This window comes from Streptacidiphilus jiangxiensis, assembly GCF_900109465.1.
In the GTDB taxonomy this organism is placed as follows: Bacteria; Actinomycetota; Actinomycetes; order Streptomycetales; family Streptomycetaceae; genus Streptacidiphilus; species Streptacidiphilus jiangxiensis.
The window spans coordinates 206,871-231,525 of sequence record NZ_FOAZ01000011.1; the positions used below are offsets into that span (position 1 = coordinate 206,871).

At 71.6% G+C, this 24,655-nt stretch carries 24 protein-coding genes and 1 pseudogene; 20 read left to right on the plus strand and 5 right to left on the minus strand.

The window, feature by feature from the left end:
• Positions 1-519, plus strand: a 519-nt coding sequence (locus tag BMY61_RS46370) for a hypothetical protein (protein ID WP_218161999.1), incomplete at its 5' end; no start/stop codon positions are given.
• A 42-nt stretch (positions 520-561) separates the two neighbouring features.
• On the opposite strand, the gene BMY61_RS22045 is transcribed toward BMY61_RS46370, so the two are convergent.
• Positions 562-1,569 carry an adenosine deaminase gene (locus tag BMY61_RS22045; RefSeq protein WP_042449280.1) on the minus strand — a complete coding sequence of 336 codons (1,008 nt, stop codon included), beginning with the start codon at positions 1,567-1,569 and terminating at the stop codon, positions 562-564.
• A 109-nt stretch (positions 1,570-1,678) separates the two neighbouring features.
• On the opposite strand from BMY61_RS22045, the gene BMY61_RS22050 reads away from it, so the two are divergent.
• Complete coding sequence (locus BMY61_RS22050; RefSeq protein ID WP_042449283.1) at positions 1,679-3,607, plus strand: TIGR03960 family B12-binding radical SAM protein; 1,929 nt, start codon at positions 1,679-1,681, stop codon at positions 3,605-3,607.
• 69 nt (positions 3,608-3,676) lie between these two features.
• Here the strand turns inward: BMY61_RS22050 and BMY61_RS22055 are convergent.
• Positions 3,677-4,790: pseudogene (locus BMY61_RS22055) on the minus strand (serine hydrolase domain-containing protein).
• A 77-nt stretch (positions 4,791-4,867) separates the two neighbouring features.
• On the opposite strand from BMY61_RS22055, the gene BMY61_RS22060 reads away from it, so the two are divergent.
• From BMY61_RS22060 to BMY61_RS22070, 3 genes are all read left to right on the plus strand, one after another.
• Entirely contained in the window at positions 4,868-5,752 is an 885-nt protein-coding gene (locus BMY61_RS22060) for an AraC family transcriptional regulator (protein WP_042449286.1), read from the plus strand.
• Positions 5,753-5,843: 91 nt separating this feature from the next.
• Positions 5,844-6,317, plus strand: a complete 474-nt coding sequence (locus tag BMY61_RS22065) for a carboxymuconolactone decarboxylase family protein (protein ID WP_042449289.1) — start codon at positions 5,844-5,846, stop codon at positions 6,315-6,317.
• Positions 6,318-6,342: 25 nt separating this feature from the next.
• On the plus strand, positions 6,343-7,266 hold the full coding sequence (locus tag BMY61_RS22070) for an RNA polymerase sigma-70 factor (protein ID WP_042449292.1): 924 nt from the start codon (positions 6,343-6,345) through the stop codon (positions 7,264-7,266).
• Positions 7,267-7,304: 38 nt separating this feature from the next.
• Here BMY61_RS22070 and BMY61_RS22075 read toward each other — a convergent pair whose 3' ends face one another.
• Both BMY61_RS22075 and BMY61_RS22080 read right to left on the minus strand, forming a co-directional pair.
• A complete protein-coding gene (locus tag BMY61_RS22075) occupies positions 7,305-8,453 on the minus strand; it encodes a GDSL-type esterase/lipase family protein (protein ID WP_042449294.1) in 1,149 nt (382 codons plus the stop codon).
• 161 nt (positions 8,454-8,614) lie between these two features.
• Positions 8,615-8,974, minus strand: a complete 360-nt coding sequence (locus tag BMY61_RS22080; protein WP_042449296.1) for a VOC family protein — start codon at positions 8,972-8,974, stop codon at positions 8,615-8,617.
• 87 nt (positions 8,975-9,061) lie between these two features.
• Between BMY61_RS22080 and BMY61_RS22085 the strand changes: the two genes are divergently transcribed.
• The 13 genes from BMY61_RS22085 (at position 9,062) to BMY61_RS46375 (ending at position 22,956) form a co-directional block, all read left to right on the plus strand.
• The gene (locus BMY61_RS22085; protein ID WP_042449299.1) at positions 9,062-9,580 is read left to right on the plus strand and encodes a CGNR zinc finger domain-containing protein; all 519 of its coding nucleotides are present in this window, start codon (positions 9,062-9,064) and stop codon (positions 9,578-9,580) included.
• Between the two features lies 1 nt (position 9,581).
• Entirely contained in the window at positions 9,582-9,821 is a 240-nt protein-coding gene (locus tag BMY61_RS22090; RefSeq protein ID WP_042449302.1) for a type II toxin-antitoxin system VapB family antitoxin, read from the plus strand.
• Positions 9,797-10,222 (plus strand): PIN domain-containing protein, encoded by a 426-nt coding sequence (locus tag BMY61_RS22095; RefSeq protein WP_052438785.1) that lies wholly within the window; start codon positions 9,797-9,799, stop codon positions 10,220-10,222. The genes BMY61_RS22090 and BMY61_RS22095 overlap by 25 nt, the downstream gene beginning before the upstream one ends.
• A gap of 97 nt (positions 10,223-10,319) precedes the next feature.
• Positions 10,320-11,123 (plus strand): TIGR03936 family radical SAM-associated protein, encoded by an 804-nt coding sequence (locus BMY61_RS22100; protein ID WP_042449304.1) that lies wholly within the window; start codon positions 10,320-10,322, stop codon positions 11,121-11,123.
• A gap of 201 nt (positions 11,124-11,324) precedes the next feature.
• Positions 11,325-15,065, plus strand: coding sequence for an Rne/Rng family ribonuclease (locus BMY61_RS22105; RefSeq protein ID WP_075004015.1), 3,741 nt, complete (start codon positions 11,325-11,327; stop codon positions 15,063-15,065).
• 257 nt (positions 15,066-15,322) lie between these two features.
• Complete coding sequence (gene rplU / locus BMY61_RS22110; protein ID WP_042444463.1) at positions 15,323-15,637, plus strand: 50S ribosomal protein L21; 315 nt, start codon at positions 15,323-15,325, stop codon at positions 15,635-15,637.
• A gap of 14 nt (positions 15,638-15,651) precedes the next feature.
• Positions 15,652-15,906, plus strand: coding sequence for a 50S ribosomal protein L27 (gene rpmA / locus BMY61_RS22115; RefSeq protein ID WP_042444465.1), 255 nt, complete (start codon positions 15,652-15,654; stop codon positions 15,904-15,906).
• 127 nt (positions 15,907-16,033) lie between these two features.
• Entirely contained in the window at positions 16,034-17,515 is a 1,482-nt protein-coding gene (obgE, locus tag BMY61_RS22120; protein WP_042444467.1) for a GTPase ObgE, read from the plus strand.
• Positions 17,516-17,648: 133 nt separating this feature from the next.
• Positions 17,649-18,782, plus strand: a complete 1,134-nt coding sequence (gene proB / locus BMY61_RS22125) for a glutamate 5-kinase (protein ID WP_042444794.1) — start codon at positions 17,649-17,651, stop codon at positions 18,780-18,782.
• A 58-nt stretch (positions 18,783-18,840) separates the two neighbouring features.
• Positions 18,841-19,338: a hypothetical protein gene (locus BMY61_RS22130; protein ID WP_042444470.1), complete on the plus strand. Its 498-nt coding sequence runs from the start codon at positions 18,841-18,843 to the stop codon at positions 19,336-19,338.
• A 238-nt stretch (positions 19,339-19,576) separates the two neighbouring features.
• Entirely contained in the window at positions 19,577-20,887 is a 1,311-nt protein-coding gene (locus tag BMY61_RS22135; RefSeq protein WP_042444472.1) for a glutamate-5-semialdehyde dehydrogenase, read from the plus strand.
• A gap of 96 nt (positions 20,888-20,983) precedes the next feature.
• Positions 20,984-21,451 (plus strand): SCO2583/SCO2584 N-terminal domain-containing protein, encoded by a 468-nt coding sequence (locus tag BMY61_RS22140; protein ID WP_052438477.1) that lies wholly within the window; start codon positions 20,984-20,986, stop codon positions 21,449-21,451.
• 143 nt (positions 21,452-21,594) lie between these two features.
• Positions 21,595-22,956 (plus strand): SCO2583 family membrane protein, encoded by a 1,362-nt coding sequence (locus BMY61_RS46375; RefSeq protein WP_052438478.1) that lies wholly within the window; start codon positions 21,595-21,597, stop codon positions 22,954-22,956.
• 58 nt (positions 22,957-23,014) lie between these two features.
• Here BMY61_RS46375 and BMY61_RS22150 read toward each other — a convergent pair whose 3' ends face one another.
• Complete coding sequence (locus tag BMY61_RS22150) at positions 23,015-24,106, minus strand: M48 family metallopeptidase (protein ID WP_042444474.1); 1,092 nt, start codon at positions 24,104-24,106, stop codon at positions 23,015-23,017.
• Between the two features lie 134 nt (positions 24,107-24,240).
• Between BMY61_RS22150 and BMY61_RS46380 the strand changes: the two genes are divergently transcribed.
• Together BMY61_RS46380 and BMY61_RS46385 are read left to right on the plus strand one after the other, a co-directional pair.
• The gene (locus BMY61_RS46380; RefSeq protein ID WP_169791840.1) at positions 24,241-24,384 is read left to right on the plus strand and encodes a hypothetical protein; all 144 of its coding nucleotides are present in this window, start codon (positions 24,241-24,243) and stop codon (positions 24,382-24,384) included.
• A gap of 64 nt (positions 24,385-24,448) precedes the next feature.
• Positions 24,449-24,595 carry a hypothetical protein gene (locus BMY61_RS46385; protein ID WP_169791841.1) on the plus strand — a complete coding sequence of 49 codons (147 nt, stop codon included), beginning with the start codon at positions 24,449-24,451 and terminating at the stop codon, positions 24,593-24,595.
• Positions 24,596-24,655: the final 60 nt, after the last annotated feature.

The following is a 24,655-nucleotide window of genomic DNA, read 5'->3' on the forward strand; positions in this document are numbered from 1 at the left end:
AACAACGGTGCCACCGGCGCGACGGGTCCGACCGGCAACAACGGTGCCACGGGTGCGACGGGTCCGACCGGCAACAACGGTGCCACCGGCGCGACCGGCGCGACCGGCGCGACCGGTGCGACCGGTGCGACCGGTGCGACGGGTGCCACGGGAGCGACCGGGCCCTGCGTGAACATGGACACCTGGGTGCACGGGGACATCCTCTACACCGCAGTGGTCAAGAACGGTCACGTCGATGTGGGTGACATGAAGGCCGATCCTCCTGGCGGAGCCACCGTCTGGGTCCAGACCCAGGCGATCGGGACCGGCATCGCACCCTGCGGGGTCGGCGTTTCCGATCACGGCAACGTCCTCTTCGTGGAGGCGATCACCACCGCCGGCGACGTCTACGGCACCACGTGCACGTTCGCCACCGGCTCCACGGACGTGACCTGTCCCAACGCCTGGACGAAGATCACGACCCAGCCGGCGCTGGTCCGCCTGGGCGAGCCCGAGAAGAACGCCCGCCGGCTCGACTGAGGTCGGCCGCCCGGCCTGCGCCCTCGGGCTCAGGCCGGGCGCTCAGGCGCGCGCCGGGAAGGCGTACGCCTCGACCTCCGCGAGCAGCTCGGCGCGCCGCTCCTCGTCGTCCTCCAGGAACGACGCGTCGAAGGAGTTCCGCGCCAGCAGCCGCAGTTGCTCGTCGCTCAGCCCGAGCGCGTCCCGCACGCCGACGAAGTTCTCGTCGACGTAGCCGCCGAAGTACGCCGGGTCGTCCGAGTTGAGCGTCACCTGCAGGCCGGCCGCCAGCATGGCGGGCAGCGGGTGCTCGGCGAGGGTGTCCACACACCGCAGTCGCACGTTGGAGAACGGGCAGACCGTCAGCGGGATCCGGTCCGTGACCAGGCGCTCCACCAGCTTCGGGTCCTCGATCGCCCGGATGCCGTGGTCGATCCGCTCGACGCCCAGCACGTCCAGCGCCTCCCACACGTAGTCCGGGCCGCCCTCCTCGCCCGCGTGGGCGACCAGGTGCAGGCCGGCCTCGCGGGCCAGGCGGTACACGTCCGCGAACTTCGAGGCCGGGTTGCCGACCTCCGCCGAGTCCAGGCCGACGCCCGCGATCGCCGTGCCGAAGTACGGGCGGCAGGCCTCGAACGTCGACAGCGCCGACTCCTGCGGCAGGTCCCGCAGGAAGCACATGATCAGCTTGGTGCTGATGCCGTGCCGCTCCATCGACGCGTCCAGCGCGCGGCGCAGGCCGCGCACCACCGCGTCCAGCTCCACGCCCCGCGAGGTGTGCGCCTGCGGGTCGAAGAAGATCTCCGCATGCCGGACGCCCTCACGCGCCGCGCGCGCGAGGTAGGCCTCGGCGAGCGCGGTGAAGTCGTCCTCGGTCCGCAGCACGTCCATCAGCTGGTAGTAGAGGTCCAGGAAGGACTGCAGGTCGGAGAAGGCGTACGCGGCCCGCAGCTGGTCCGGGTCGGCGTAGGGCAGATCCACCCCGTTGCGGTGCGCCAGCTCGAAGGCGAGCTCGGGCTCCAGCGTGCCCTCGATGTGCAGGTGCAGCTCGGCCTTGGGGAGGGGTGACACAGTGCGACTACCTCTGGTCTGGTGGGGACATTCGGGTCAAACCACACACCTTAGTCGCTGCGGTAACCTTGAGGGTCACCCCGGTGTCCACACGAAAGTCCCTGCCTCTATGTCTGTCGAGTCGGTCTTCCCGCGCCTGGAGGCCCTCCTCCCGCACGTCCAGAAGCCGATCCAGTACGTCGGCGGCGAGCTCAACTCGACCGTCAAGGACTGGGACGCCTGCGATGTCCGCTGGGCCCTCATGTATCCCGACGCGTACGAGGTCGGCCTGCCCAACCAGGGCGTCATGATCCTCTACGAGGTGCTCAACGAGCGCGAGGGGGTCCTGGCCGAGCGCACATACAGCGTCTGGCCGGACCTCGAGGCGCTGATGCGTGAGCACAGCGTGCCGCAGTTCACCGTCGACGCCCACCGCCCGGTCAAGGCCTTCGACGTGTTCGGCCTGAGCTTCTCCACCGAGCTCGGCTACACGAACATGCTCACCGCCCTCGACCTCGCCGGCATCCCGATGCTCGCCGCCGACCGCACCCTCGAGGACCCGATCGTCCTCGCGGGCGGCCACGCCGCGTTCAACCCGGAGCCGATCGCGGACTTCATGGACGCGGCCGTCGTCGGCGACGGCGAGCAGGCCGTCCTCGACATGACCGAGATCATCCGCGCCTGGAAGGCGGAGGGCCGTCCCGGTGGCCGCGACGAGGTGCTGCTGCGCCTCGCCCGCACCGGCGGCGTCTACATCCCGCGCTTCTACGACGTCGAGTACCTGCCGGACGGCCGCATCGCGCGCGTGGTGCCGAACCGTCCGGGCGTGCCGTGGCGCGTGTCCAAGCACACCGTCATGGACCTCGACGAGTGGCCCTACCCGAAGCAGCCGCTGGTGCCGCTGGCGGAGACGGTCCACGAGCGCATGTCGGTGGAGATCTTCCGCGGCTGCACCCGCGGCTGCCGCTTCTGCCAGGCGGGCATGATCACCCGCCCGGTGCGCGAGCGCTCCATCACCGGCATCGGCGAGATGGTCGAGGCGGGCCTGAAGGCCACCGGCTTCGAGGAGGTCGGCCTGCTGTCGCTCTCCTCCGCCGACCACACCGAGATCGGCGACATCGCCAAGGGCCTGGCCGACCGCTACGAGGACGACAAGGTCGGCCTCTCCCTGCCGTCGACCCGTGTGGACGCCTTCAACATCGACCTCGCCAACGAGCTCTCCCGCAACGGTCGCCGCTCCGGCCTGACCTTCGCGCCCGAGGGCGGCAGCGAGCGCCTGCGCAAGGTGATCAACAAGATGGTGTCCGAGGAGGACCTCATCCGCACGGTCGCCACCGCGTACGGCAACGGCTGGCGCCAGGTGAAGCTGTACTTCATGGCCGGTCTCCCCACGGAGACCGACGAGGACGTCATGCAGATCGCCGAGATGGCGAAGAACGTCATCGCCAAGGGCCGCGAGGTCACCGGCACCAACGACATCCGCTGCACCGTCTCCATCGGCGGCTTCGTGCCCAAGCCGCACACGCCGTTCCAGTGGGCCCCGCAGCTGGGGGTCGAGGAGACCGACGCGCGCCTGATCAAGCTGCGCGACGCGATCCGGGGCGACCGCAAGTACGGCCGCAACATCGGCTACCGCTACCACGACGGCAAGCCGGGCCTGATCGAGGGCCTCCTCTCCCGCGGCGACCGCCGCGTCGGCGCGGTCATCCGCGCCGTCTACGAGGACGGCGGCCGCTTCGACGGCTGGCGCGAGCACTTCTCCTACGACCGCTGGATCCGCAGCGCCGAGAAGGGCCTCGCCGGCACCGGCGTCGACGTCGCCTGGTACACCACCCGCGAGCGCCAGTACGAGGAGGTCCTGCCCTGGGACCACCTGGACTCCGGCCTGGACAAGGACTGGCTCTGGGAGGACTGGCAGGACGCCCTGGAGGAGGTCGAGGTCGACGACTGCCGTTGGACCCCGTGCTTCGACTGCGGCGTGTGCCCGCAGATGGACACCCAGATCCAGGTCGGCCCGACGGGCAAGAAGCTGCTGCCGCTGACGGTCGTCAACCAGTAGCCGCGGCCCCGTCGCCGTAGCCGAAAGCGAAGGCCGGTCCCGTCGTCCGACGGGGCCGGCCTTCGCGTCTCAGCGCAGTCCGCTGTAGGCGGCCATGACCATTTCCAGACCGCGGTGGTCCTCCTGCCGGTCCCGGTCGATCATCTGGCTCATGACGTAGGCCACCGTCATCCGGGCGTCGGGGTCGCTCGCGACCATCGAGCCGCCCCAACCGCCCCAGCCGAAGGCGCTGCCGAACCTGCCGAAGCCGACTGTCCAGCACATCGGCGTCCCCAGGACCCGGTCCTGACCGCGGAACACCTCCTGCCACGCCGGCTCACACCCCTGCGGGGACAACAGCCGCACGCCGCCCGAGGTGCCCCGGTTCGCCAGGACCGACTGGACGAGGGCGACCGAGCGCGCGTTGCCGAAGCCGTTCACGGCCGGGATCTGCGCACGACGCCAGGGCAGCGAGTTGACGTCCCTGACCCGGATCACGGCACCGGAGGTCTCCCGTGGCACGCCACCCGGCCCAGGGGGTGCGGCGGCGACGTACTCGTCGGTGAGCGACGGGGGCGGGACGAGCGGAGCGACGCGGTGGTCGTGCTCGGGGGAGAGCCCGATGTGGAAGTCCGCGTCCAGCGGCCCGGCCACCTCCTCGGCGAAGAACGCGCCGAGGGTACGGCCGGTGACCCGCCGGACGATCTCACCTGAGATACCCGAAGGTCAGCGCGTGGTAGCCGGCGGCCGTCCCGGGTTCCCAGGCGGGGGCCTGCGCGGCCAGCCGTGCCGTCACGGTCTCCCAGTCGTAGAGGTCCTCGACCGCGGTCGGCCCGGGGAGTTCGGGCAGCCCCGCGGTGTGGGACAGTACGTGCCGCACCAGCACCCGCTCCTTGCCGGCCGCGCTGAACTCGGGCCAGTAGGCGCAGACCGGCGCGGACAGCTCCAGCAGGCCCCGGTCGGCCAGGACGAGCGCGCACAGGGCGGTCATGTTCTTGGTCGTCGAGTTCACGCCGGTGAGGGTGTCACGCTCCCAGCCGACCGAGCGGTCCGCGTCGGCGTACCCGCCCCAGAGATCGACCACCGGCTCGCCGTCGAGGTACACGGCGACGGAGGCGCCCACGTCGTCCTTGTCGAGCGACTCCGCCAGTGCCGCGTGGACGGCGGCGAACCTCGGTTCGTAGGTCCCCTTAACATCAGTCATGGAACCAAGCCTCAGGTGATGCCGGGGCTTCCCGCCCGACCGTGCCCCTACCGGTTTTGTCGGAAGGACGGACACACGTGCTGGAGCGGCTGAATCAGGCGCTGGACCACCTGGAGGCCTGCCTCGACCGGGAGGTCGACGTGGCTGAGGCGGCCCGGATCGCCGCGGTGTCGGAATACCACTTCCGGCGGATGTTCTCCACGCTGGCCGGGATGCCGCTCCCGGTCTACCTGCGGCGGCGGCGGATGACCCTCGCCGGGGCCGAGGTGCTGGCCGGGGAGCTGACGCTGCTCGATGTCGCGGTCCGCTACGGGTACGGCTCGGGCGAGGCGTTCGCTCGCGCGTTCCGCTCGGTGCACGGGACCGGGCCGGGTGAGGCCCGGCGCACGGGCGCGGTGCTCACGGCGCAGCCGCGCATCTCCTTCCGTGTCGTCGTCGAGGGCGGCACGGCGATGCGGTACCGGATCGTGGAGAAGGAGCCGTTCCGGATCTTCGGGAGGAAGGCCCGAGTCCCGCTCGTGCACGAGGGGCTCAACGCGGACGCCGCGGCCCACCTGGCGGGCCTGGACAGCCGGACGGTCGGGCGGATGAAGGAGCTGTCCGGCGACCGGGAGCCGGCGGGGATCCTGTCGGCGGCGGTGTACCTGACCGACAGCCGCGAGGAGGGCGCCGAGGCCGACTACTGGATCGGTGTGGTGACCGGTCCCGAGGCGTCCGCCGAGGAGCTCGACGCCATGGAGGTGCCTGCCGGGACCTGGGCGGTCTTCGACAACCACGGGCCCTATCCGGGCGCCCTCCAGGAGTTGTGGCGGGACGTGTTCACGCTCTGGTTCCCTTCGAACCCGTACGTGAGCCGACCAGGCCCGGAGCTCCTGCGGACGCGGCCCGTGGAGCTCGGCGCGGAGACCGACTCCCAGCTGTGGATCCCGGTCGAGCGCCGCAGCGGCGACGCCGGGACGTGAACGCCGGCTTTTTCGCGCTCCCGTGTCACAGCAGCGCGCGCTGTCTCGTCCCGTGTACGGAAGCACGAAGGGATCACACAGGGAGCACCCCATGGACGCGCGACTGAACATCCTTGCCGAGCCGGCCACCGGCAAGGCGATCAAGTACCTGATGGCCGCGGGCAAGGAGCTGCGGGGCACCGCGCTGCCGGCCGAGACGCAGGAGCTGGTCTCGCTGCGGGTGAGCCAGATCAACGGGTGCGCCGGGTGCATCGACATGCACGTCAAGGAGGCCGCGGCGGCGGGGGAGAGCCACCTGCGGCTGCACCTGGTCGCGGCGTGGCGGGAGGCCACGGTCTTCACCGAGGCCGAGCGGGCCGCGCTGGAGTTCGCCGAGGAGGGCACGCGGGTCGCGGACGCCGGGCAGGGTGTCAGCGACGAGGTGTGGGCGAACGCCGCGAAGCACTACGACGAGGGCCAGCTGGCCGCGCTCGTGCTGCTGGTCTCGTTCATGAACCTGGCCAACCGGATGAACATCATCACCCGCCAACCCGGGGGAAACCACCAGGCGGGACAGGCACACTGAGATCGCGTCAGGCAGGGGTCGGCACATGGGCAAGGTCGAGGACTTCGAGGAACTGCGGCCGCTGTTGTTCTCCATCGCCTACCGGATCCTGGGCAGCGTGGCGGAGGCCGAGGACGCGGTCCAGGAGAGCTGGCTGCGCTTCGAGGCGTCCCCGACCGAGCCCGCCTCGGCCAAGGCCTTCCTGTCCGCCGTGGTGACCCGGATCTCGATCGACGTGCTGCGTTCGGCGCGGGTCCGGCGCGAGGAGTACGTCGGGCCGTGGTTCCCCGAGCCGCTGCTGGAGGATCCGTACCAGGATCCGGCGCGGGCGGCGGAGCTGGCCGACTCGGTGTCGATGGCCGCGTTGTTGCTGCTGGAGCGGCTCAGCCCGCTGGAACGGGCGGTGTTCGTGCTGCGGGAGGTGTTCGGCTTCGGGTTCGACGAGATCGCGGCGGCGGTGGGTCGGTCCGAGGCGGCCTGCCGCCAGCTCGTGGTGCGGTCGCGGCGGCACATGCAGGCGGGCCGTCCGCGCTTCGAGGCGGAGCGCAAGGAACGCGACGAACTCGCGGCGCGGTTCTTCGAGGCGCTCGCCGAGGGGGACGTGGCCGGTCTTCAGGACCTGCTGGCCGCGGACGCGTCGATGGTCGGCGACGGCGGCGGCAAGGCGCCGCAGCTGGCGCGGGCGATCATGGGGAGCGAGAAGGTGGCCCGTCTGCTCGGTGCGGTCTTCCCGGTGCTGGCCCGGATGGACGTGACCGTCGAGCCGCACGAGATCAACGGACAGCCGGGCGCGATCTTCCGCGACCGGTCCGGGCTGGTGCTGCAGGCCATGGCGCTGGACGTGCAGGGCGGGCAGATCCAGGCGATCCGGTTGGTGCTCAACCCCGAAAAGCTCGGGCACGTCGGCGCGGTCGCCGACCCCTGGGCGCTCTCGCGGGAGTTCAGGGACGCCCGACGCCTCGCGGAGTGACCCCGCGCCGTGGGAGGCGCGGGGTCGGGGCCGGTAGGTCAGGGCATCGCGCTCAGCGTCATGCCTGAGGTGTCCTCGCCCGGGGTGTCCGTGCAGGACCAGTCGCCGGAGGACTGGGCGGCGATGAGCGAGAGGCAGTGGCCGAGGGCCTGCTCTCCGTAGGCGTTGGGGTGGAAGGACTCCTGTTCGGTGCCCTGGGTCATGCCGGTGGTCAGGAAGCGGGCCCATTCGCTGGTGGCCGCGGAGGGGGCCTGGGTGGGTGTCGCGAGCTGGGTGGACGTGGAGCAGACCTCGTGGCCCTGGAGGGCGTTCTCCAGGTCGAGGAACTGGACGCCCTTGGCGTCGGCGACGTTGCGCAGGGCGGAGGAGATCTCCGGGATCAGGGTGTCGCGGGCCCAGTCGGAGTCGCCGTCCCAGAACGGGCAGCCGCCGGTGCTGGTACGGGCCCAGCCGCTCTCGGAGTAGCGGTTCTCGCTGCTGCGGGGGATGGGGGAGGGGTAGGACTGGAGGATGATCCGGTAGCTGCCGGGCGCGTAGCCGTCCGAGGCCATCGCGGCGTTGACGGAGTCGATCGCCTTGCCCACTCCTGCCATGGCGCCCGGGAGGGCAGCGGCGATCTTCTGCTGCTGGGAGCCGTTGCAGTAGCTGTACCAGAGCTCGTAGTCCTCCACGCAGCTGGTGATGACGCTGGTGAAGCCGAGGTCGTTGCCGCCGATGGAGAGCACGACGGTCTGCACGTTGTTGCTCGCGGCGATCCGGGCGAGCTGGTCGGCCTGCGGGGCCTCGCCCTTGAAGCTCTGGCCGCCGTCGGAGGCGCGCAGCACGTTCGCCGTGGTGGCGCCGGAGCAGGCGATGTTGAAGCGGGTGGCGTTCAGGCCGGGCGCGCTGTTGATCTCGGCCGTGTCCGAGCGGTCGCACCCGCTGGCGTAGGTCGGGCCGTAGACGACGGTGGGGTCGTAGCTGCCGCCCACGTAGGCGCGGTCGGTGCCGTCGCGGCTGCCGGAGGTGTCGTCGCTGTTGCCCTGCCAGCGGCCGGCCTCTCCGGAGATGTAGCTGTCTCCCATGGAGACGACGGCGGCGGGACCGGTGCCGCCGGTGGCGTGCGCGGTGCCGGTCCCGTTGAAGAGCGCAAAAAGCGTGGTCAGTGATGCGACGGCGAGTCGCACCGTTCTTGCGGAGGCAATCATGGGTGAACTCCAGGTGAGGGTTGGGGTTCACCGGCCGGTGCGCAGAATCTGGCACACGGGTGATTGCTACCGCAAGGTAACTACGGCGTTTATTTCCTGAGGGATCGTCCGGAAAGGGGCGCCCTGTATTTACGCCCCTTTCCGTAGCGAAATTCGAGAATTCAGCACGCACACAGACAGAACGGATGGCCGGCGGGGTCGGCGAAGACCCGCCAGCCCTTGGTGCCGTCCCAGTCCTCCAGCAGTGTCGCGCCGAGTGCCAGCACCTGCGCCTGGGCGGCGTCGATGTCGGTGACGCCGATGTCGATGTGCGCCTGCTGCGGGGCGTCCTGCGTGGGCCATGCGGGTGCGCGGAAGCCCTCCACGCGCTGGAAGGCGAGGGTCGGGCCCTGGTCGCGGACCAGTTCCACCCACTCGTCGTCCTCGTCGTCGATCTTGCCGCCGACGAGCTCGGCGTAGAAGCCCGCGAGCGCGACGGGATCGGGGCAGTCGAGGGCGTAGGCGCGCAAGGTGCCGATCATGTCGAGCCTCCTGTTACCTGTGAAACCGGTCTTGGGGTAACCGCTGTCGTTACTGGATGCTGCCGGAGAATCGGTAACATCGCAAGCATGGGAGATGCCCCGGAGCCGCTGAGGCTCGTCCAGGACCTGGTCAACACGCTCGACGTCGAGAGCGGCGTGGACGGGTTGGAGGCCTTCGTCGGCCCGGGTGTGGACCTCCCCCGAGCACGCGTCTTCCGTGAGCTGCTGCGGGACGTATGTGCAGCGCACGCCGGTCTGGATGTACCCGAGCGGTCGTTGGGGATATTCACGCGGCAGCTCGCGCTCGCGCCGCTCGTCCTCGTCCCGCAGGCCGACGGAAGCGCGGAACTGGCGCCCGCGCCCGGACTGTCGCCCACCGAGCTGCTGTTCGCGCAGGTCGCGGTCGCGGTGGCCGGTGGCGGAAAGGACTGGCTGCGGCTGAAGGCCTGCGCGGCGGACTCCTGCCGCTGGCTCTACTACGACCGCTCACCGGCCGGAAGGGGCCGTTGGTGCAGCATGGCCGTATGTGGAAGCCGTGCGAAGATGCGCGCCTATCGGGCCAGAGGAAATGTTTCTGCAGTCCCCTCTTCCGAATATGCTGAGTGATATGGCGAAGACCCTGATCGACCTCGACGAAGAGGCGCTCGCGTTCGCAGCCGAGGTTCTCGGCACGAGGACCAAGAAGGAGACGGTCAACACCGCTCTCCGCGCGATAGGCGCCCGTGCCAAACGCGAACGGGCCCTGGAGCAGATGATCGAGCTGTTCGAGTCCGGAGCCTTCGACGCGTCGATGTCGGCGCAGGCCGAGGGAGGTGTGGAGGCTTGGCAGGGGATCCCGGTTACCTGATCGACGTCTCCGCCGTCGGGCGGATGATGCGCCCCGACGTGGTCGTCGCCTGGCGCGAGCAGGTCGCCGCCGGTCAGGTCGGCCTGTGCCAGGCCACCGCGCTGCAACTGCTGGGCTCCGCCCGCACCGGTGAGGAGTACGCGCGCATGCGCACCGGACTCACCACGGTCTACACCGCCTGGTCCATGCCGCCCGACGTGTTCCGGCTGGCCGAGGAGTATCAGGAACGGCTCGCCCGTCAGGGAGAGCTCCGCCTCGGCCATCCGGCCGCGCTGCTCCCGGCCGCGACCGCCGCCCACCACGGTCTGACGCTCCTCCACTACGACGAGGGGCTCGACCGCCTCGGCCGTCTCGTGGGCCTGCCCACCCGCTGGCTGGCGGAGCCCGGCTCGATCGACTGACGCACCCGCGTACCCTTGTAGGCGCACGACCGCCCCTACTCCCGAAGGACTGAGCGCACTGGCACGCCGCACGCCCGATGGTCCGCCGCCCGCCCCTGTGGTCCAGCGGATCCGTCTCCGCTACACCAAGCGCGGGCGCCTCCGCTTCACCAGTCACCGCGACTTCCAGCGGGCCCTTGAGCGCGCCCTGCGGCGTTCCGCCGTCCCGATGGCGTACTCCGCCGGCTTCACCCCGCACCCGCGGATCAGCTTCATGAACGCCGCGCCCACCGGTGCCGCGAGTGAGGCCGAGTACGTGGAGCTGGCTCTCGCCGAGCACCGCGACCCGGAGCTGCTGCGCAAGCAGCTGGACGAGTCGCTGCCGACCGGCCTGGACGTGATCGACGCGGTCGAGGTGCACGTCAAGGACTTCATGGAGCGGCTGCAGGCCTCGGTCTGGCAGCTCAAGCTGGACGGTGTCGGGCCCGACACCGCCCGCGCCGCCGTCTCCGCGTTCCTCGCCGCCGACGAGGTCACCGTGGAGCGGCAGACCAAGAACGGCCTGCGCAGCTTCGACGCGCGCGGCGCGGTGATCTCGCTGCAGGTCGTGGATGCCCAGGTGGACGCGGGTACGCCCGCCCTACCGGAAAGTACGACCGATATCCCCGCAGGCCGCGCCTGTGCGATACTGCGGCTGGTTGTTCGGCACGCAACACCCGCCGTCCGACCCGACGACGTCCTGACCGGGCTTCGTGCGACGGCCGACCTCGCGCTGCCGGTCCCCGCTGGGGTGACCAGGCTGGCGCAGGGGCCGCTCGACGAGGAGACCGGTGCGGTGACCGACCCGTTCGCGTCCGACCGCGACGCGGCCGCGGCCCTTGGAGCCCTGGGCTCCGAGGAGGCCCGGCCGGAGCTCGCGTAGCGGCGACGGGTCGTCGACGCGGCGTCGTCGGCGCCCGACCGGCGCCCTGGGAGCCATCCGGGGCCGGGTCTAGGGGTGCGACCAGAAGACTTCGGCACCGCCGCGAACCCCGCGGGGGCGCCACTACGACATACGCGAGCCCCCGTGCGGCGCCCGCCTCACCGGCGCGGCGCCCGGGGGCGTGACGGGAGAACCGCCCGCATGCCCGACATCACCGACAACGAGAACAACGAACAGCGCGACCAGAGCGATACGCCGGCCGCGGCCCCCAAGGCCGCCCCGCGCCGCCGCCGCGCCGCGAGCCGCCCTGCCGGCCCGCCGACGACGGACGCTCCTGCGGAGGCCGAAGCGCCCCCCGCCAGGACGACTCGCGCCGGCTCCGCCGCGCAGGCACCTGCCGCCGAGACTGCTGCCGCCTCTGCCGACAGCGCCGTGGCCGCCGCCGAGGAGGCGCCGGAGCCGCGCAAGCGCGCTCGCCGTACCCGGAAGAAGGCCGAGGCCGAGCCGGTCGAGGCCGCTGCCGCCGAGGCGCCCGCCGCTGCGGCTGACACCGCGCAGGCCCCCGCTGCGGCCCGCTCCGCCGCCCAGGCTCCTGCCGCCGAGACGGCTGCCACGCAGGCTCCCGCCGCCGAGAGCGCGGAGCCGGGCGCCGAGGAGGCGCCGGAGCCGCGCAAGCGCGCTCGCCGTACCCGTAAGAAGGCCGAGGCCGCCCCGGTCGAGGCCGCTGCCGCCGAGGGCGCCGAGGCGCCCGCCGCCGGCTCCGCGCAGGCCGGTGCTGCCGTGCCCGCCGCCGAGCGGCCCGCCCCCGCCTCCGACAGCCTCGCGCTGCTCGGGGAGCTGGACCAGGTCGAGCAGCAGGTCGAGGCCGGGTTGGTCGCCGGGACCGCGCTGGAGGCGCTCGTCACCGACGTGGTCGCCCGCGTCAGTGGCGGGATGACCGTCGCGCCCGGGACGGAGCTGGAGCGCCGCCTGACGGCCCTGCAGCAGCGTGCCGCCGCCGCGGCCACGCCCGCCGCTCCCGCCGCCGAGGCCCCTGCCGGCGAGGAGCCCGCGCCGCGGGCGCGTCGTCGTGCCGTGCGTCCGGCCACCGCCGTGTTCCAGGCGCCCGTGTTCCAGGCGCCCGCTGCGCCCGCTGCCGCCGGCGAGCAGGGCGCGCCCGCCGCCGAGCGTCGCGCCGCGCCGGCCGCCGCCTTTGTCGTGCCGGACGAGGCCGCCGCCGAGCCGCGTCGTCGCAGTCGGCGTCGCGCCGAGGCGCCCACCGCTTCGCCCGTCGTCGAGGAGGCCGTGGTGGCCGCCCCGGCGTCGGAGGAGGAGTCCGCCGAGGAGACCACCGGCCGTCGTCGCAGCCGCCGCCGCGCCGCCGCTCCCGCCGCGCCGACCGAGCCCGCCGTGTTCGAGCAGGTCGCGACCCGCGAGCCGCTGGGCGCCGAGGTCGAGGAGGAGCACGAGGACGAGGAGGACGAGCAGCCGAGCTTCGGCCGCCGTCGTCGTCGCCGTGCGACCTCGCCGGCGTTCGTCGCCGCCGACCACGCGGACGAGGACGCCGAGGAGGAGGACGAGGACACCGAGGCCGAGGAGCAGCACGCCGAGGAGGGCCGTCCGTCCTCCCGCCGTCGCCGTCGTGGCGGCCGTCGCCGTCGCCGTGGCGAGGGTGACACCGAGGACCATGAGGCCGCCGACGAGTCCGCCGAGGGCGAGGAGTCCGAGGACGAGGAGGGCGAGGACGACGAGCTCGGCGAGGCCCTGTCCGCCTCCAGCCGTCGCCGTCGTCGCCGTCGCCGCCGCAGCGGGGACGCCGCCCCGGAGGCCGAGCCGACCGACGGCGACCCGGAGCGCACCGTCGTGAAGGTCCGCGAGCCGCGCCGCCGCTCCGGCGAGGCGCCGTTCGACCCGGACGAGGTGCAGTCCATCAAGGGCTCCACCCGCCTGGAGGCGAAGAAGCAGCGCCGCCGCGAGGGTCGCGAGCAGGGCCGCCGCCGCGTCCCGATCATCACCGAGGCCGAGTTCCTGGCCCGCCGCGAGGCGGTCGAGCGCGTCATGGTCGTGCGCCAGTCCGGCGAGCGCACCCAGATCGGTGTGCTGGAGGACAACGTCCTCGTCGAGCACTACGTCAACAAGGAGCAGGCCAGCTCCTACGTCGGCAACGTGTACCTGGGCAAGGTGCAGAACGTGCTGCCGTCGATGGAGGCCGCCTTCGTCGACATCGGCAAGGGCCGCAACGCCGTGCTCTACGCCGGTGAGGTCAACTTCTCCCAGCTGGGGCTGAAGAACGGCCCGCGCCGGATCGAGTCGGTGCTGAAGTCCGGCCAGTCCGTGCTGGTCCAGGTCTCCAAGGACCCGATCGGCCACAAGGGCGCCCGCCTGACCAGCCAGATCTCGCTGCCCGGCCGCTACCTGGTCTACGTGCCCGAGGGCTCGATGACCGGCATCAGCCGCAAGCTGCCCGACACCGAGCGCGCGCGCCTGAAGTCCATCCTCAAGAAGATCGTCCCGGACGACGCCGGCGTCATCGTGCGCACGGCCGCCGAGGGCGCCTCGGAGGAGGAGCTGACCCGCGACGTCCAGCGGCTGCAGCAGCAGTGGGAGGACATCCAGAAGAAGGCGGGCAGCGGCAACGCCCCGGTTCTCCTCTACGGCGAGCCGGACATGACCGTCCGCGTGGTCCGCGACATCTTCAACGAGGACTTCTCCAAGGTCATCGTCTCCGGCGAGAACGCCTGGACGACGATCCACGAGTACGTCTCCTCCGTCGCCCCGGACCTCGCGCCGCGCCTGCAGAAGTGGACCTCCGAGGTCGACGTCTTCGCGACCTACCGGATCGACGAGCAGCTGATGAAGGCGCTGGACCGCAAGGTCTGGCTGCCCAGCGGCGGCTCGCTGGTGATCGACAAGACCGAGGCGATGGTCGTCGTCGACGTCAACACCGGCAAGTTCACCGGCCAGGGCGGCAACCTGGAGGAGACGGTCACCCGCAACAACATCGAGGCCGCGGAGGAGATCGTCCGCCAGCTTCGTCTGCGGGACCTGGGCGGCATCATCGTCATCGACTTCATCGACATGGTGCTGGAGTCCAACCGTGACCTGGTGCTGCGTCGTCTGCTGGAGTGCCTGGGCCGGGACCGGACCAAGCACCAGGTGGCCGAGGTGACCTCGCTGGGCCTGGTGCAGATGACCCGCAAGCGGGTCGGCCAGGGTCTGCTGGAGTCCTTCTCCGAGACCTGCGTCCACTGCAACGGCCGCGGTGTCATCGTCCACATGGACCAGGCCTCGCCCGCGCCCAAGGGCTTCGCCGGCCCGAAGCCGGGTGTCGGCGGCGGTCAGCCGCAGGCCGAGGAGGGTGGCTCCAAGCGCCGCCGTCGCGGCCGCGGCGCCGGTGAGGTGGCCGAGGTCCACGAGCACGAGGACCACGAGCACGAGGAGATCGAGCTCGTCGAGGCCGAGCCGGTGACGGCGGAGGTCGTCGTGGCCGCGGAGCCCGCGCCGCTGACGCTCGAGGCCGTGGTCGCGGCCCCGGTCGTGGACAGCGCCGCGCAGGCGGAGGCCGAGGAGTTCGTCGAGGCGATGATCGAGGCGCCGGCGACGCGCGGTCGCACCCGCCGTCGCGCGGTCCGCAAGGCCACGACGACGGTCGGCGCCGAGCCCGCCGTGGTCGTGATCCCGAGCGAGTCGGCCGCCGAGCAGGCCGCCCTGCCGATCGTCGAGGCCGCCGAGGTCGTCGTCGAGCCGGCCGGTGCGGAGGCGCCGATCGAGAGCGGCGACATCGACGCGGGCGACGTCGAGACGGCCGAGGCCCCCGCTGCGCCCGCCCGCAAGCGCGCCACGCGGAAGGTGGCGGCCAAGAAGGTCGCGGCCAAGAAGACCGCCGCGAAGAAGACGGCCACCAAGCGGACCTCGAAGAAGGCCGCCGCGAGCGAGCCCGAGGCCTCCCCGGCGTCGGAGTAACGAGCGACAGCTCGGGGCCGGTCCGCACCTGCGGACCGGCCCCGAGCTGCGTCGATGACGCACACGGGGGTATAGGGGCCGGTTTGACCCCGGCTCCTGGCTTCCGTAGTCTTGACCCTCGGCGTGCTTTGCAATCAGCGAGTCGCGCCTACTTCTGAGCACATCCCTCCCTGGTGTTTCCGTCGGGGAGAGGCCCCCGGGTATTCGGCCCGGTGCGGCTGGCGTCAGAGGTCCGACCGAATCGAGAAGGGTTCAACGTGTACGCGATCGTGCGTAGCGGCGGACGGCAGCACAAGGTTGCCGTCGGCGATGTTTTCGAGGCCGACAAGGTCGACGCCAAGGTTGGCGAGACCGTTGAGCTCTCGACGATCCTGGTCGTCGACGGTGACGCGATCACCAGCGACCCGTGGGTCCTGGCGGGCGTGAAGGTCCGCGCCGAGGTGGTCGACCACCACAAGGGCGACAAGATCCGCATCCAGAAGTACAAGAACAAGACCGGCTACAAGAAGCGTATGGGCCACCGTCAGCGCCACACCGCGCTTCGCGTGACCAGCATCGACTCGGCGAAGTAAGGGGCGAGGGGAACATGGCTCACAAGAAGGGTGCGAGTTCTACTCGCAACGGTCGTGACTCGAACGCTCAGCGCCTCGGCGTGAAGCGCTTCGGTGGCCAGGTCGTCAACGCGGGCGAGATCCTGGTCCGCCAGCGTGGCACCCACTTCCACCCGGGTGCGGGCGTCGGCCGTGGCGGCGACGACACGCTGTTCGCGCTGCAGGCCGGTGCCGTCGAGTTCGGCACGCGCCGTGGCCGCAAGGTCGTCAACATCGTCCCGGTCGCCTGAGCTTCTTAGGCCGACACGCAGGACGTAGCAGTACCTCGCTGAGGGTGGATCGGAACATTCCGGTCCACCCTTGGTGTTTGAGAAGACTTGTTGTTGTTTCTTTCCGCCAACGAGAGGCGCCCGCATCATGACCACCTTCGTCGACCGCGTCGAACTGCACGTCGCCGCGGGCAACGGGGGCCACGGCTGCGCCTCCGTACACCGCGAGAAGTTCAAGCCGCTCGGCGGCCCGGACGGCGGCAACGGCGGCCGTGGCGGCAGCGTCACGCTCGTCGTCGACCCGCAGGTCACCACGCTGCTCGAGTACCACCACAGCCCCCACCGCAAGGCCGGCAACGGCAAGCCGGGCGCGGGCGGCAACCGCACCGGCGCCGAGGGCGAGGACCTGGTCCTGTACGTGCCGGACGGCACCGTCGTCATGGACAAGCGCGGCAACGTGCTGGCCGACCTGATCGGCAACGGCACCTCCTACGTCGCCGCCGCGGGCGGCGTCGGCGGCCTCGGCAACGCGGCGCTCGCCTCGGCCCGCCGCAAGGCGCCGGGCTTCGCGCTGCTCGGCGAGCCGGGCGACGCGACCGACATCGTGCTGGAGCTCAAGTCCGTCGCCGACGTGGCGCTGGTCGGCTACCCGAGTGCTGGCAAGTCCTCGCTGATCTCGGTGGTCTCCGCCGCCAAGCCGAAGATCGCCGACTACCCGTTCACCACCCTGATCCCCAACCTCGGTGTGGTGACCGCCGGTTCGACCGTCTTCACGATGGCCGACGTGCCGGGTCTGATCCCGGGTGCGAGCCAGGGCCGGGGTCTGGGCCTGGAGTTCCTGCGCCACGTCGAGCGCTGCTCGGTGCTGGTGCACGTGCTGGACACCGCCACGCTGGAGTCCGACCGCGACCCGCTCTCCGACCTCGAGGTGATCGAGGAGGAGCTCAAGCAGTACGGCGGTCTGGAGGACCGTCCGCGCATCGTCGTCCTCAACAAGATCGACGTCCCGGACGGCCAGGACCTGGCCGACCTGGTCCGTCCCTCCCTGGAGGAGCGCGGCTACCAGGTCTTCGAGGTCTCCGCGGTGGCCCACAAGGGTCTGCGCGAGCTGACCTTCGCCCTCGCCAAGATCGTCGCCGAGGCGCGCGCCGCAAAGCCGGTCGAGGAGGCCACCCGCATCGTCATCCGCCCGAAGGCCGTGGACGACGCGGGCTTCGAGGTCGTCTACGACCAGGACGAGGACCTCTACCGTGTCACCGGCTCGAAGCCGGAGCGCTGGGTCAAGCAGACGGACTTCAACAACGACGAGGCCGTCGGCTACCTCGCCGACCGGCTCAACCGCCTCGGCGTCGAGGAGGCGCTGGCCAAGGCCGGTGCCCGTGAGGGCGACACCGTCGTCATCGGTGCGACCGAGAACGCCGTCGTCTTCGACTGGGAGCCGTCCATGGCCGCCGGCGCGGAGATGCTGGGCCGCCGCGGCGAGGACCACCGCTTCGAGACCCCGCGTCCGGCCGTCGACCGCCGCAAGGAGCGGGAGGCCAAGCGCGCCGACGCCGCCGCCGAGGAGTTCGCCCACTTCGACCCGCTGAGCCGCCACGCCATCGAGGCGGACGACGACGAGGACTACTGAGTCCCCGTCCCGCTGGCTGAAACCGGGATGAGTCACGCCGCCCGCTTCGCGTAGATTGCTGCTCACAGTTGGTACTGAGGGGCATCGGACGTACGGGAGCGACGGCGTGACTGGCACCACCCTGCGGGAAGACGTGCTGCGGGCGCGACGGATCGTGGTGAAGGTGGGCTCCTCGTCGCTCACCACCGCCGCGGGCGGCCTCGACGCGGACCGTGTGGACGCCCTCGTCGACGTCCTGGCCCGCGCACACGAGCACGGCAATCGCGCGCTGGGCAGCGAGGAGGAGCCGGTCGAGATCGTGCTGGTCTCCTCCGGCGCGATCGCGGCCGGCCTCGCCCCGCTGGGCCTGGAGAAGCGCCCCACCGACCTCGCCCGCCAGCAGGCCGCCGCCAGCGTCGGCCAGGGCCTGCTGGTGGCCCGCTACACCGCCTCCTTCGCCCGCTACGGCCTGCGCGTGGGCCAGGTGCTGCTGACGGCGGACGACGCCAGCCGTCGCGCCCACTACCGCAACGCCTACCGCACGCTGGAGCAGCTGCTGGTGATGGGCGCGGTCCCGATCGTCAACGAGAACGACACCGTCGCCACCGCCGAGATCCGCTTCGGCGACAACGACCGCCTGGCCGCGCTCGTCGCCCACCTGGTCCGGGCCGACCTGCTGGTCCTGCTCTCCGACGTGGACGGCCTCTACGACGGCGACCCGAGCAAGCCCGGCACCAGCCGCATCGCCGAGGTGCACGGCCCGCAGGACCTCGCGGGCATCGAGATCGGCAGCGCCGGCAAGGCCGGCGTCGGCACCGGCGGCATGGTCACCAAGGTCGAGGCCGCGCGGATCGCCACCGGTGCCGGCATCCCCGTCGTGCTGACCGCCGCCCGCCACGCCGCGGACGCCCTCGCGGGCCGCGACACCGGCACGCTCTTCCATCGCACCGGCCGCCGGGCGGCCGACCGCCTGCTCTGGCTGGAGCACGCCAGTTCGCCCCGTGGCGCGGTCACCCTCGACGCGGGCGCCGTCGCAGCCGTCGTGGAACGGCGAACGTCCCTGCTCCCGGCTGGTGTGACGGGAGTTGACGGTGATTTCGCTGCGGGCGATCCGGTGGACCTTCTTGACGAAAACGGCCACATCGTCGCGCGCGGGCTGGTCAACTTTGATGCAAGGGAGCTTCCCCGGCTGCTCGGCCGGTCGACGCGGGACCTGGCCCGGGAACTGGGCCCCGCGTACGAGCGGGAGGTCGTGCACCGCGACGACCTCGTCGTGCTGACCGGCTGAGCGGCGGGTGGCGGCTGCCTTGGGACCGCGGGGACGATTCGCCGACAGGAGGCCGCCGGTGGGATACAGGCGCAGCCCGGGCGCGGGGCCCGTGGGCAAGGGCAGGGTGGTGCTGACCAGCATCCCCGGCGGTGGGGCGCCGGGGGACCACGAGTCGGAGTCCAGACCGGGCGGCCATCCGCAGCCGGGCTCCAGTGCTGCGGAGATCGGGCAGCGGGCCCGCATATGGCACGTCGTGCTGAACGTGGCCGGGCGGGTCACCCCGCTCCCGGCGCTGAAGCAGGGCCTCGAGCAGCTCGCCCACGAACACCCCCCGTTCCTCACGGCCCGCTACGCCGTGGACCACGCGGAGATCCGCTACTGGGAGCAGGCGGACACCCTCCAGGACGCGGCGGCGCTGGCGCTGCGGCTGTGGGGCGAGCACCGCAGCTCGGCGGGGTTGCCGCCGTGGGAGGTCGTCGGCTTGGAGGTCGTCGACCGCCCGACCTACCACCAGCGCATCGCCGAGGGCTACGCCGAACCCCCGGCCTTCCTCGGCGGCGTGCACCCGTACTGACCTCTGCGTTTGGGGCGATGGGGAAGTTGCACCATCCAGGGGCGCGAGGAACTGCGCGACAAGCCAGTGACGAGCGGATGGTCCTCAACGTGCAGGGCCATCCGCACGCCGTTGGTTCCTCGCGCAGTTCCTCGCGCCCCTGGAGGTGCAACCTCGGGCGGGAGCGAAGCCTCAGGCACCGTCTCACTCGGCGGGAACGCCCCAGGGTGGCGGAGGTCAAAGCCGTACGCTGTAGCGCATGAGCACTGAGTTCCCCTCTCCCGATCTGCCCTCGCCGCTGCCGAAGTCGCCGGTGCTCCAGGCTGCCTACCGGGCGAAGGCCGCCGCCGCGACCATCGCGCCACTGCCGCGGACGCCGAAGGACGAGGCGCTGCTCGCCATCGCCGACGCGCTGCAGGTGCGGACGCGGGAGATCGTCGAGGCGAACGCCGAGGACGTGGCGCAGGCCAGGGCGAACGGCACGGACGAGGCCGTGATCGACCGGCTGACGCTGACCCGGGAGCGGATCGCGGCGATCGCGGACGACGTCCGCAAGGTCGCGGGGCTGCCGGACCCGGTCGGGGAGGTCATCCGCGGCTACACGCTCCCCAACGGGCTAGATGTGCGCCAGGTGCGCGTGCCCCTCGGCGTCGTCGGCATCATCTACGAGGCGCGTCCCAACGTGACCGTTGACGCCGCCGCGCTCTGCCTGAAGTCCGGCAACGCCGTGCTGCTGCGCGGCTCCAGCTCCGCGATCGCGTCGAACCGCAAGCTGGTCGAGGTGATCCGGGACGCCGTCGGCGGTGCCGGTCTGCCCGCGGACGCGGTCCAGTTGGTGCCGGGGGAGAGCCGCGAGAGCGTGCAGGAACTGATGCGGGCGCGCGGCATGGTGGATGTGCTGATCCCTCGCGGTGGCGCGGGGCTGATCCGGACGGTCGTGGAGCAGTCGACGGTCCCGGTGATCGAGACGGGCACGGGCAACTGCCACGTCTACGTGGACGCCGAGGCGGACCTCGCCATGGCCGTGGAGATCCTGATCAACTCCAAGGCCCACCGCGTCAGCGTCTGCAACGCCGCCGAGACGCTGCTCGTCCACAAGGACATCGCCGACGCGTTCCTCCCGCTCGCGCTCGCCGCGCTCGCGGACGCGGGGGTGACGGTGCACGCCGATCCGCGGGTCCAGGCCGTCGCCGAGCGTGAGGGCAGCAAGGCCGTCGTGGTGCCGGCGACGGCGGAGGACTGGGAGACGGAGTACCTCTCCTACGACATCGCCGCCGGCGTCGTGGACTCGCTGGAGGACGCGGTCGCGCACATCCGGCTGTGGACCTCGGGGCACACCGAGGCGATCGTGACGACCTCTCAGGCGGCTGCCCGTCGCTTCACCCAGTTGGTGGACTCGACGACGGTCGCGGTCAACGCCTCGACGCGCTTCACCGACGGCGGCCAGTTCGGTTTCGGCGCCGAGATCGGCATCTCGACGCAGAAGCTGCACGCGCGCGGCCCGATGGGTCTGCCGGAACTGACGTCCACGAAGTACATCGTCACCGGGGACGGGCACATCCGCCGCTGACCTCGCGTGGGTGGGGAGTCGACGCCGTGTCGACCCCGTGCGGCCGTCTGGCGGCAAGACGCAGACAAAGCGGGCGGGCTGCCCTACGCTGATGCTGTGTCCGACGGCCCCGGCCACGGCTTCGACTCCGTCGAAGGCGCGGGTGACGACGACCACGGCCAGCCGGGCGGGGAGTTCGCGGCCGTGGTGTTCGACGAGGCCTTCGTCCGGGCGGCCCTGGTGCACGAGCCCTCGGCGCGCGAGCGTTCGCTGAGCGGGCCGACGCGGGTGCCCGTGGTCGACTATCCGGACGACTCCGACGACGACCCGGACGGCCTGCCGCTGGAGCTGCGGCCGCTGCCCTACGAGACGGATCACGTCGGCGGCTGGCACCGGATGATCGCGCGGGTGATGCTCGTCGTCATAGGAGTGGTCGCGGTGATGGCGGCGGCCGCCGCCGTCTATCGCGCGTCGGGTGGTTCCGGAGCGCCGGCGACTCACCAGAGCCCGGCCCCGACGGCGCCGTCCGCACCCGGAAACCAGAACACTCCCACGGGTGAATCGACGGTTCTCGCGCACAGCTGAGGCGTGACCATGACCCGCTGGTGTCCTTTTTGTCCGGAATGGGCGGATATTTCGTCGGCTGACGAACAGTCAATCGAGGCGCGGGGGCAGAAGTTGCGGGGCGGGCCTGACCGCTTCGGCTCCGGGCGATTTACCCTGGACGCATGGGTGGCCGGGCAGAGCCCCCCGAGGGCGGGCCGGAGGGCGGCGCCGGGGGCGAGGACGAGTTCCGATCCGTCGTGTTCGACGAGTCGTTCATTCGGGCTGCGCGGATCCAGGAGCTCTCGGCCAGCGAACGCCTCTCCGGGGCGCACCGCTCGGTGCGGCGACGGGGTGGCCGCGGCGGACTGCCGCGCCAGGCCCTGGCCCTGATGCTGCTGATCGGCTTCGCCTTCGCGACTGCGGTCTACATGGGCGTGCGGCATCCGTACGTCCCGCCGATCACCGGTGCGGCCGCCAATCTCACCTCGCAGGTCGTCCCGCTGGAGCCGGGCCCGGCCGGCATCCCGACGGACCGCAACCCGGTGCCGCTCTCGTCCTCCCTCGCGGCCTCCCTCGCGGCCTCGGCCGCGGCCTCCGCGTCCGCGTCCGGCGCGTCCGGCAGCCCGTCCGGGGCGCCCTCGGGCAGCGCGTCCGCCTCGGCCTCCGCTTCCGCCTCGGCCTCCGCGTCGGCCTCCGGGCCCGCCGTGATCGGCCACGACCCGGTCTACGCCGGGCTCCCGGGCTCGGAGTTGCTGCCGATCGGGGCCACCGGCTTCAACCTGCCCAACCCGCGCCACACCGACCACTTCACCCACGACCAGGTCAACACGGCGCTGCAGATCGTGCTCAACTACCTGAAGGTCTCCTCGCTCGACCCCGACGTCGTCTCCGGCCACGACACGGACAGCGTCCGCCAGTACCTCTCCGGCGGGCAGCTGGCGCAGTTCGACGACAGCGTGAACCACCCCGCGAACGACGAGCGCCACCTCGCGACCGGCTGGATGGTGCGCTTCGACCCGTCCAAGGTGCGGCTGGCCACCGACCAGGTGCTGGTCGAGGCGGCCCCGGGCCACCAGATCACCTACCGCGAGCTGGACGCCGACACGCTCGAGGTCACGAGCGACTACACGTTCGTCTACGCGCTGTCGCCCGCGTCGGCGGCCTCGCCCTCCCCGTCCGCATCGGCGTCGCGCGGCACCTCGGCGAAGGCCGCCGACACCCCGCCGGTCGTCTACTACGTGGTGCGCCGGGCGCTCACCTACTGGCTGACCCAGGACGACATCGCCGGTGGGGCCCTCCAGGTCGTCGACTCGGTGACGCAGGCCGGCGCCACCAGCTGCGCCGCCGACAACAGCGCCTTCCTCCAGCCGCTCTTCCCGACCACGCCGACCGCGGCCGGGGCCGGGGCCGGAAAGGGCTCCGCCAAGGCCGGTCCGACCCTGCGGCCGAGCCCGAGCGCGTCGGGCACGCCCGGCGCGATCGACCCGTTCGATCACACGCGCAGCGCGTGGACGGTCTGCGGGCAGCTCTCCTGGGCGTTGTAGTGACATGAAGGGGCCCTTCGGACCACTCGGTCCGAAGGGCCCCTTCACGCACTCGCGGCTACTCGCCGTCCTGCGGCGTGCCGTTGTGACCGTTCTCGCCGTTGCCGTTGCTGTCGCCGCCGCTGGTGCGGCCCGCGAAGACGTCGCGCAGCTTGCCACCCAGGTCGGCGGTGCCGCCCGCGATGTCGCGGACCAGGCCCATCAGCGGGTCCTTGGTGTCCTTGAAGCTCTGCGCGTAGGAGTCCGCGGCCGCCTTGGCCTGCTCGCGCACGGAGGCGTTCGGGTCGTCCTCGCGACGCGGGTACGCGCCGGCCATGATCGAGCGGTACTCGTCGCTCTCCGCCCACTGCTTGATCTTCGCCACCCGGACCGCCGCGAACGGGTGCGACTGCGGCAGCACCTGCAGCAGCTTGATCACGCCGTCGCGCAGGTCGCCCGCCTTGTCGTACTCCTCGGCCTGCTCCAGGAAGGCGTCGGTGTTCATCTCGTGCAGGTGGTGGCCGCCGGCCAGCTTCATCAGGCCGCGCATCGAGGCCTGCAGGTCCTGCCCCACCAGCAGCCCGGCCCGGTCGCAGGAGAGCTCCGCCTTGCGGAACCACTCGTTGAGCGCGGTGATCAGGCCCATGATGGCGAGCCCGCCGAGCGGGATGAACGCGATCCGCTGGGCCAGGTTGGTCAGGATGATCAGCATCGTGCGGTAGACCGCGTGGCCGGACATCGCGTGGGCGACCTCGTGGCCGATGACCGCCCGCATCTCCTCCTCGTCGAGCAGCTCGACCAGGGAGGTGGTCACCACGATCACCGGGGCGTCCATGCCGATGCACATGGCGTTCGGCTTCGGGTCCTGGGTGACGTACAGCGCCGGGACCTTCTCCAGGTCCAGGATGTAGGCGGCGTCGCGGACCATCTCGTGCAGCTGCGGGAACTGCCGCTCGGACGCGCGCACCGCACTGGCCAGGAACATCAGCCGCACCGCGCGCTCGGAGACGAAGCCGCCGAGCTTCTTCAGGATGTCGTCGAAGCCGCTGAGCTTGCGCAGTGCCACCAGGGCCGAGCGGTCGGCCGGGTGCTCCCAGGCCCGCGTCGAGATGCCGGGGAACCGCTTGCGGGTCCGGCTGGGAACCTTGCTGCTGTCGTTGGGCTGGGTCATCTGCTGCGTCCTCCCGAAGGTGCTGCCTGGCTCTCGCTCGTCCCTTTCGGGGAGACGTTCCGGGCCGGTGTCGGGTTCCCGTAAGCGCAGGACTAGGCTCGGAAGGCGCCACCTCTCCGTACGAAGGACATCCCATGCACACCATCGGCACGCTGAACCAGCTCGCAGCCATCTCCAACGGCAGCGGTCCGGGCATGTTCCTGCGCGTGATCGTCATCGCGGCGATCGCCGGAGTGGTGCTGATGGCGTGGTTGCTGCTGCGCGGCTACCGCGACTGAGCGAAGTGCGTAGCATGAGCACCACCTGCCCGACCTGCCACCGAGTCAGAAAGCCTCCCCTCAGATGACCAATTTCGTCGCCACGGCCGCCCAGCTCGCTGAGGGCAACGGCCAGCACAACAGTCTCCAGCCGTGGCTCACCGGCGGTGGCGCCCTGCTCATCCTTCTGCTGCTCCTGGTCGTCACCGTCAGCTTCAACAAGGACCGCTGAGACCCGCCCGCGTCGAGCTCCGGGGCCACGGACCGAACGGCCGTGGCCCAATCGGATCGC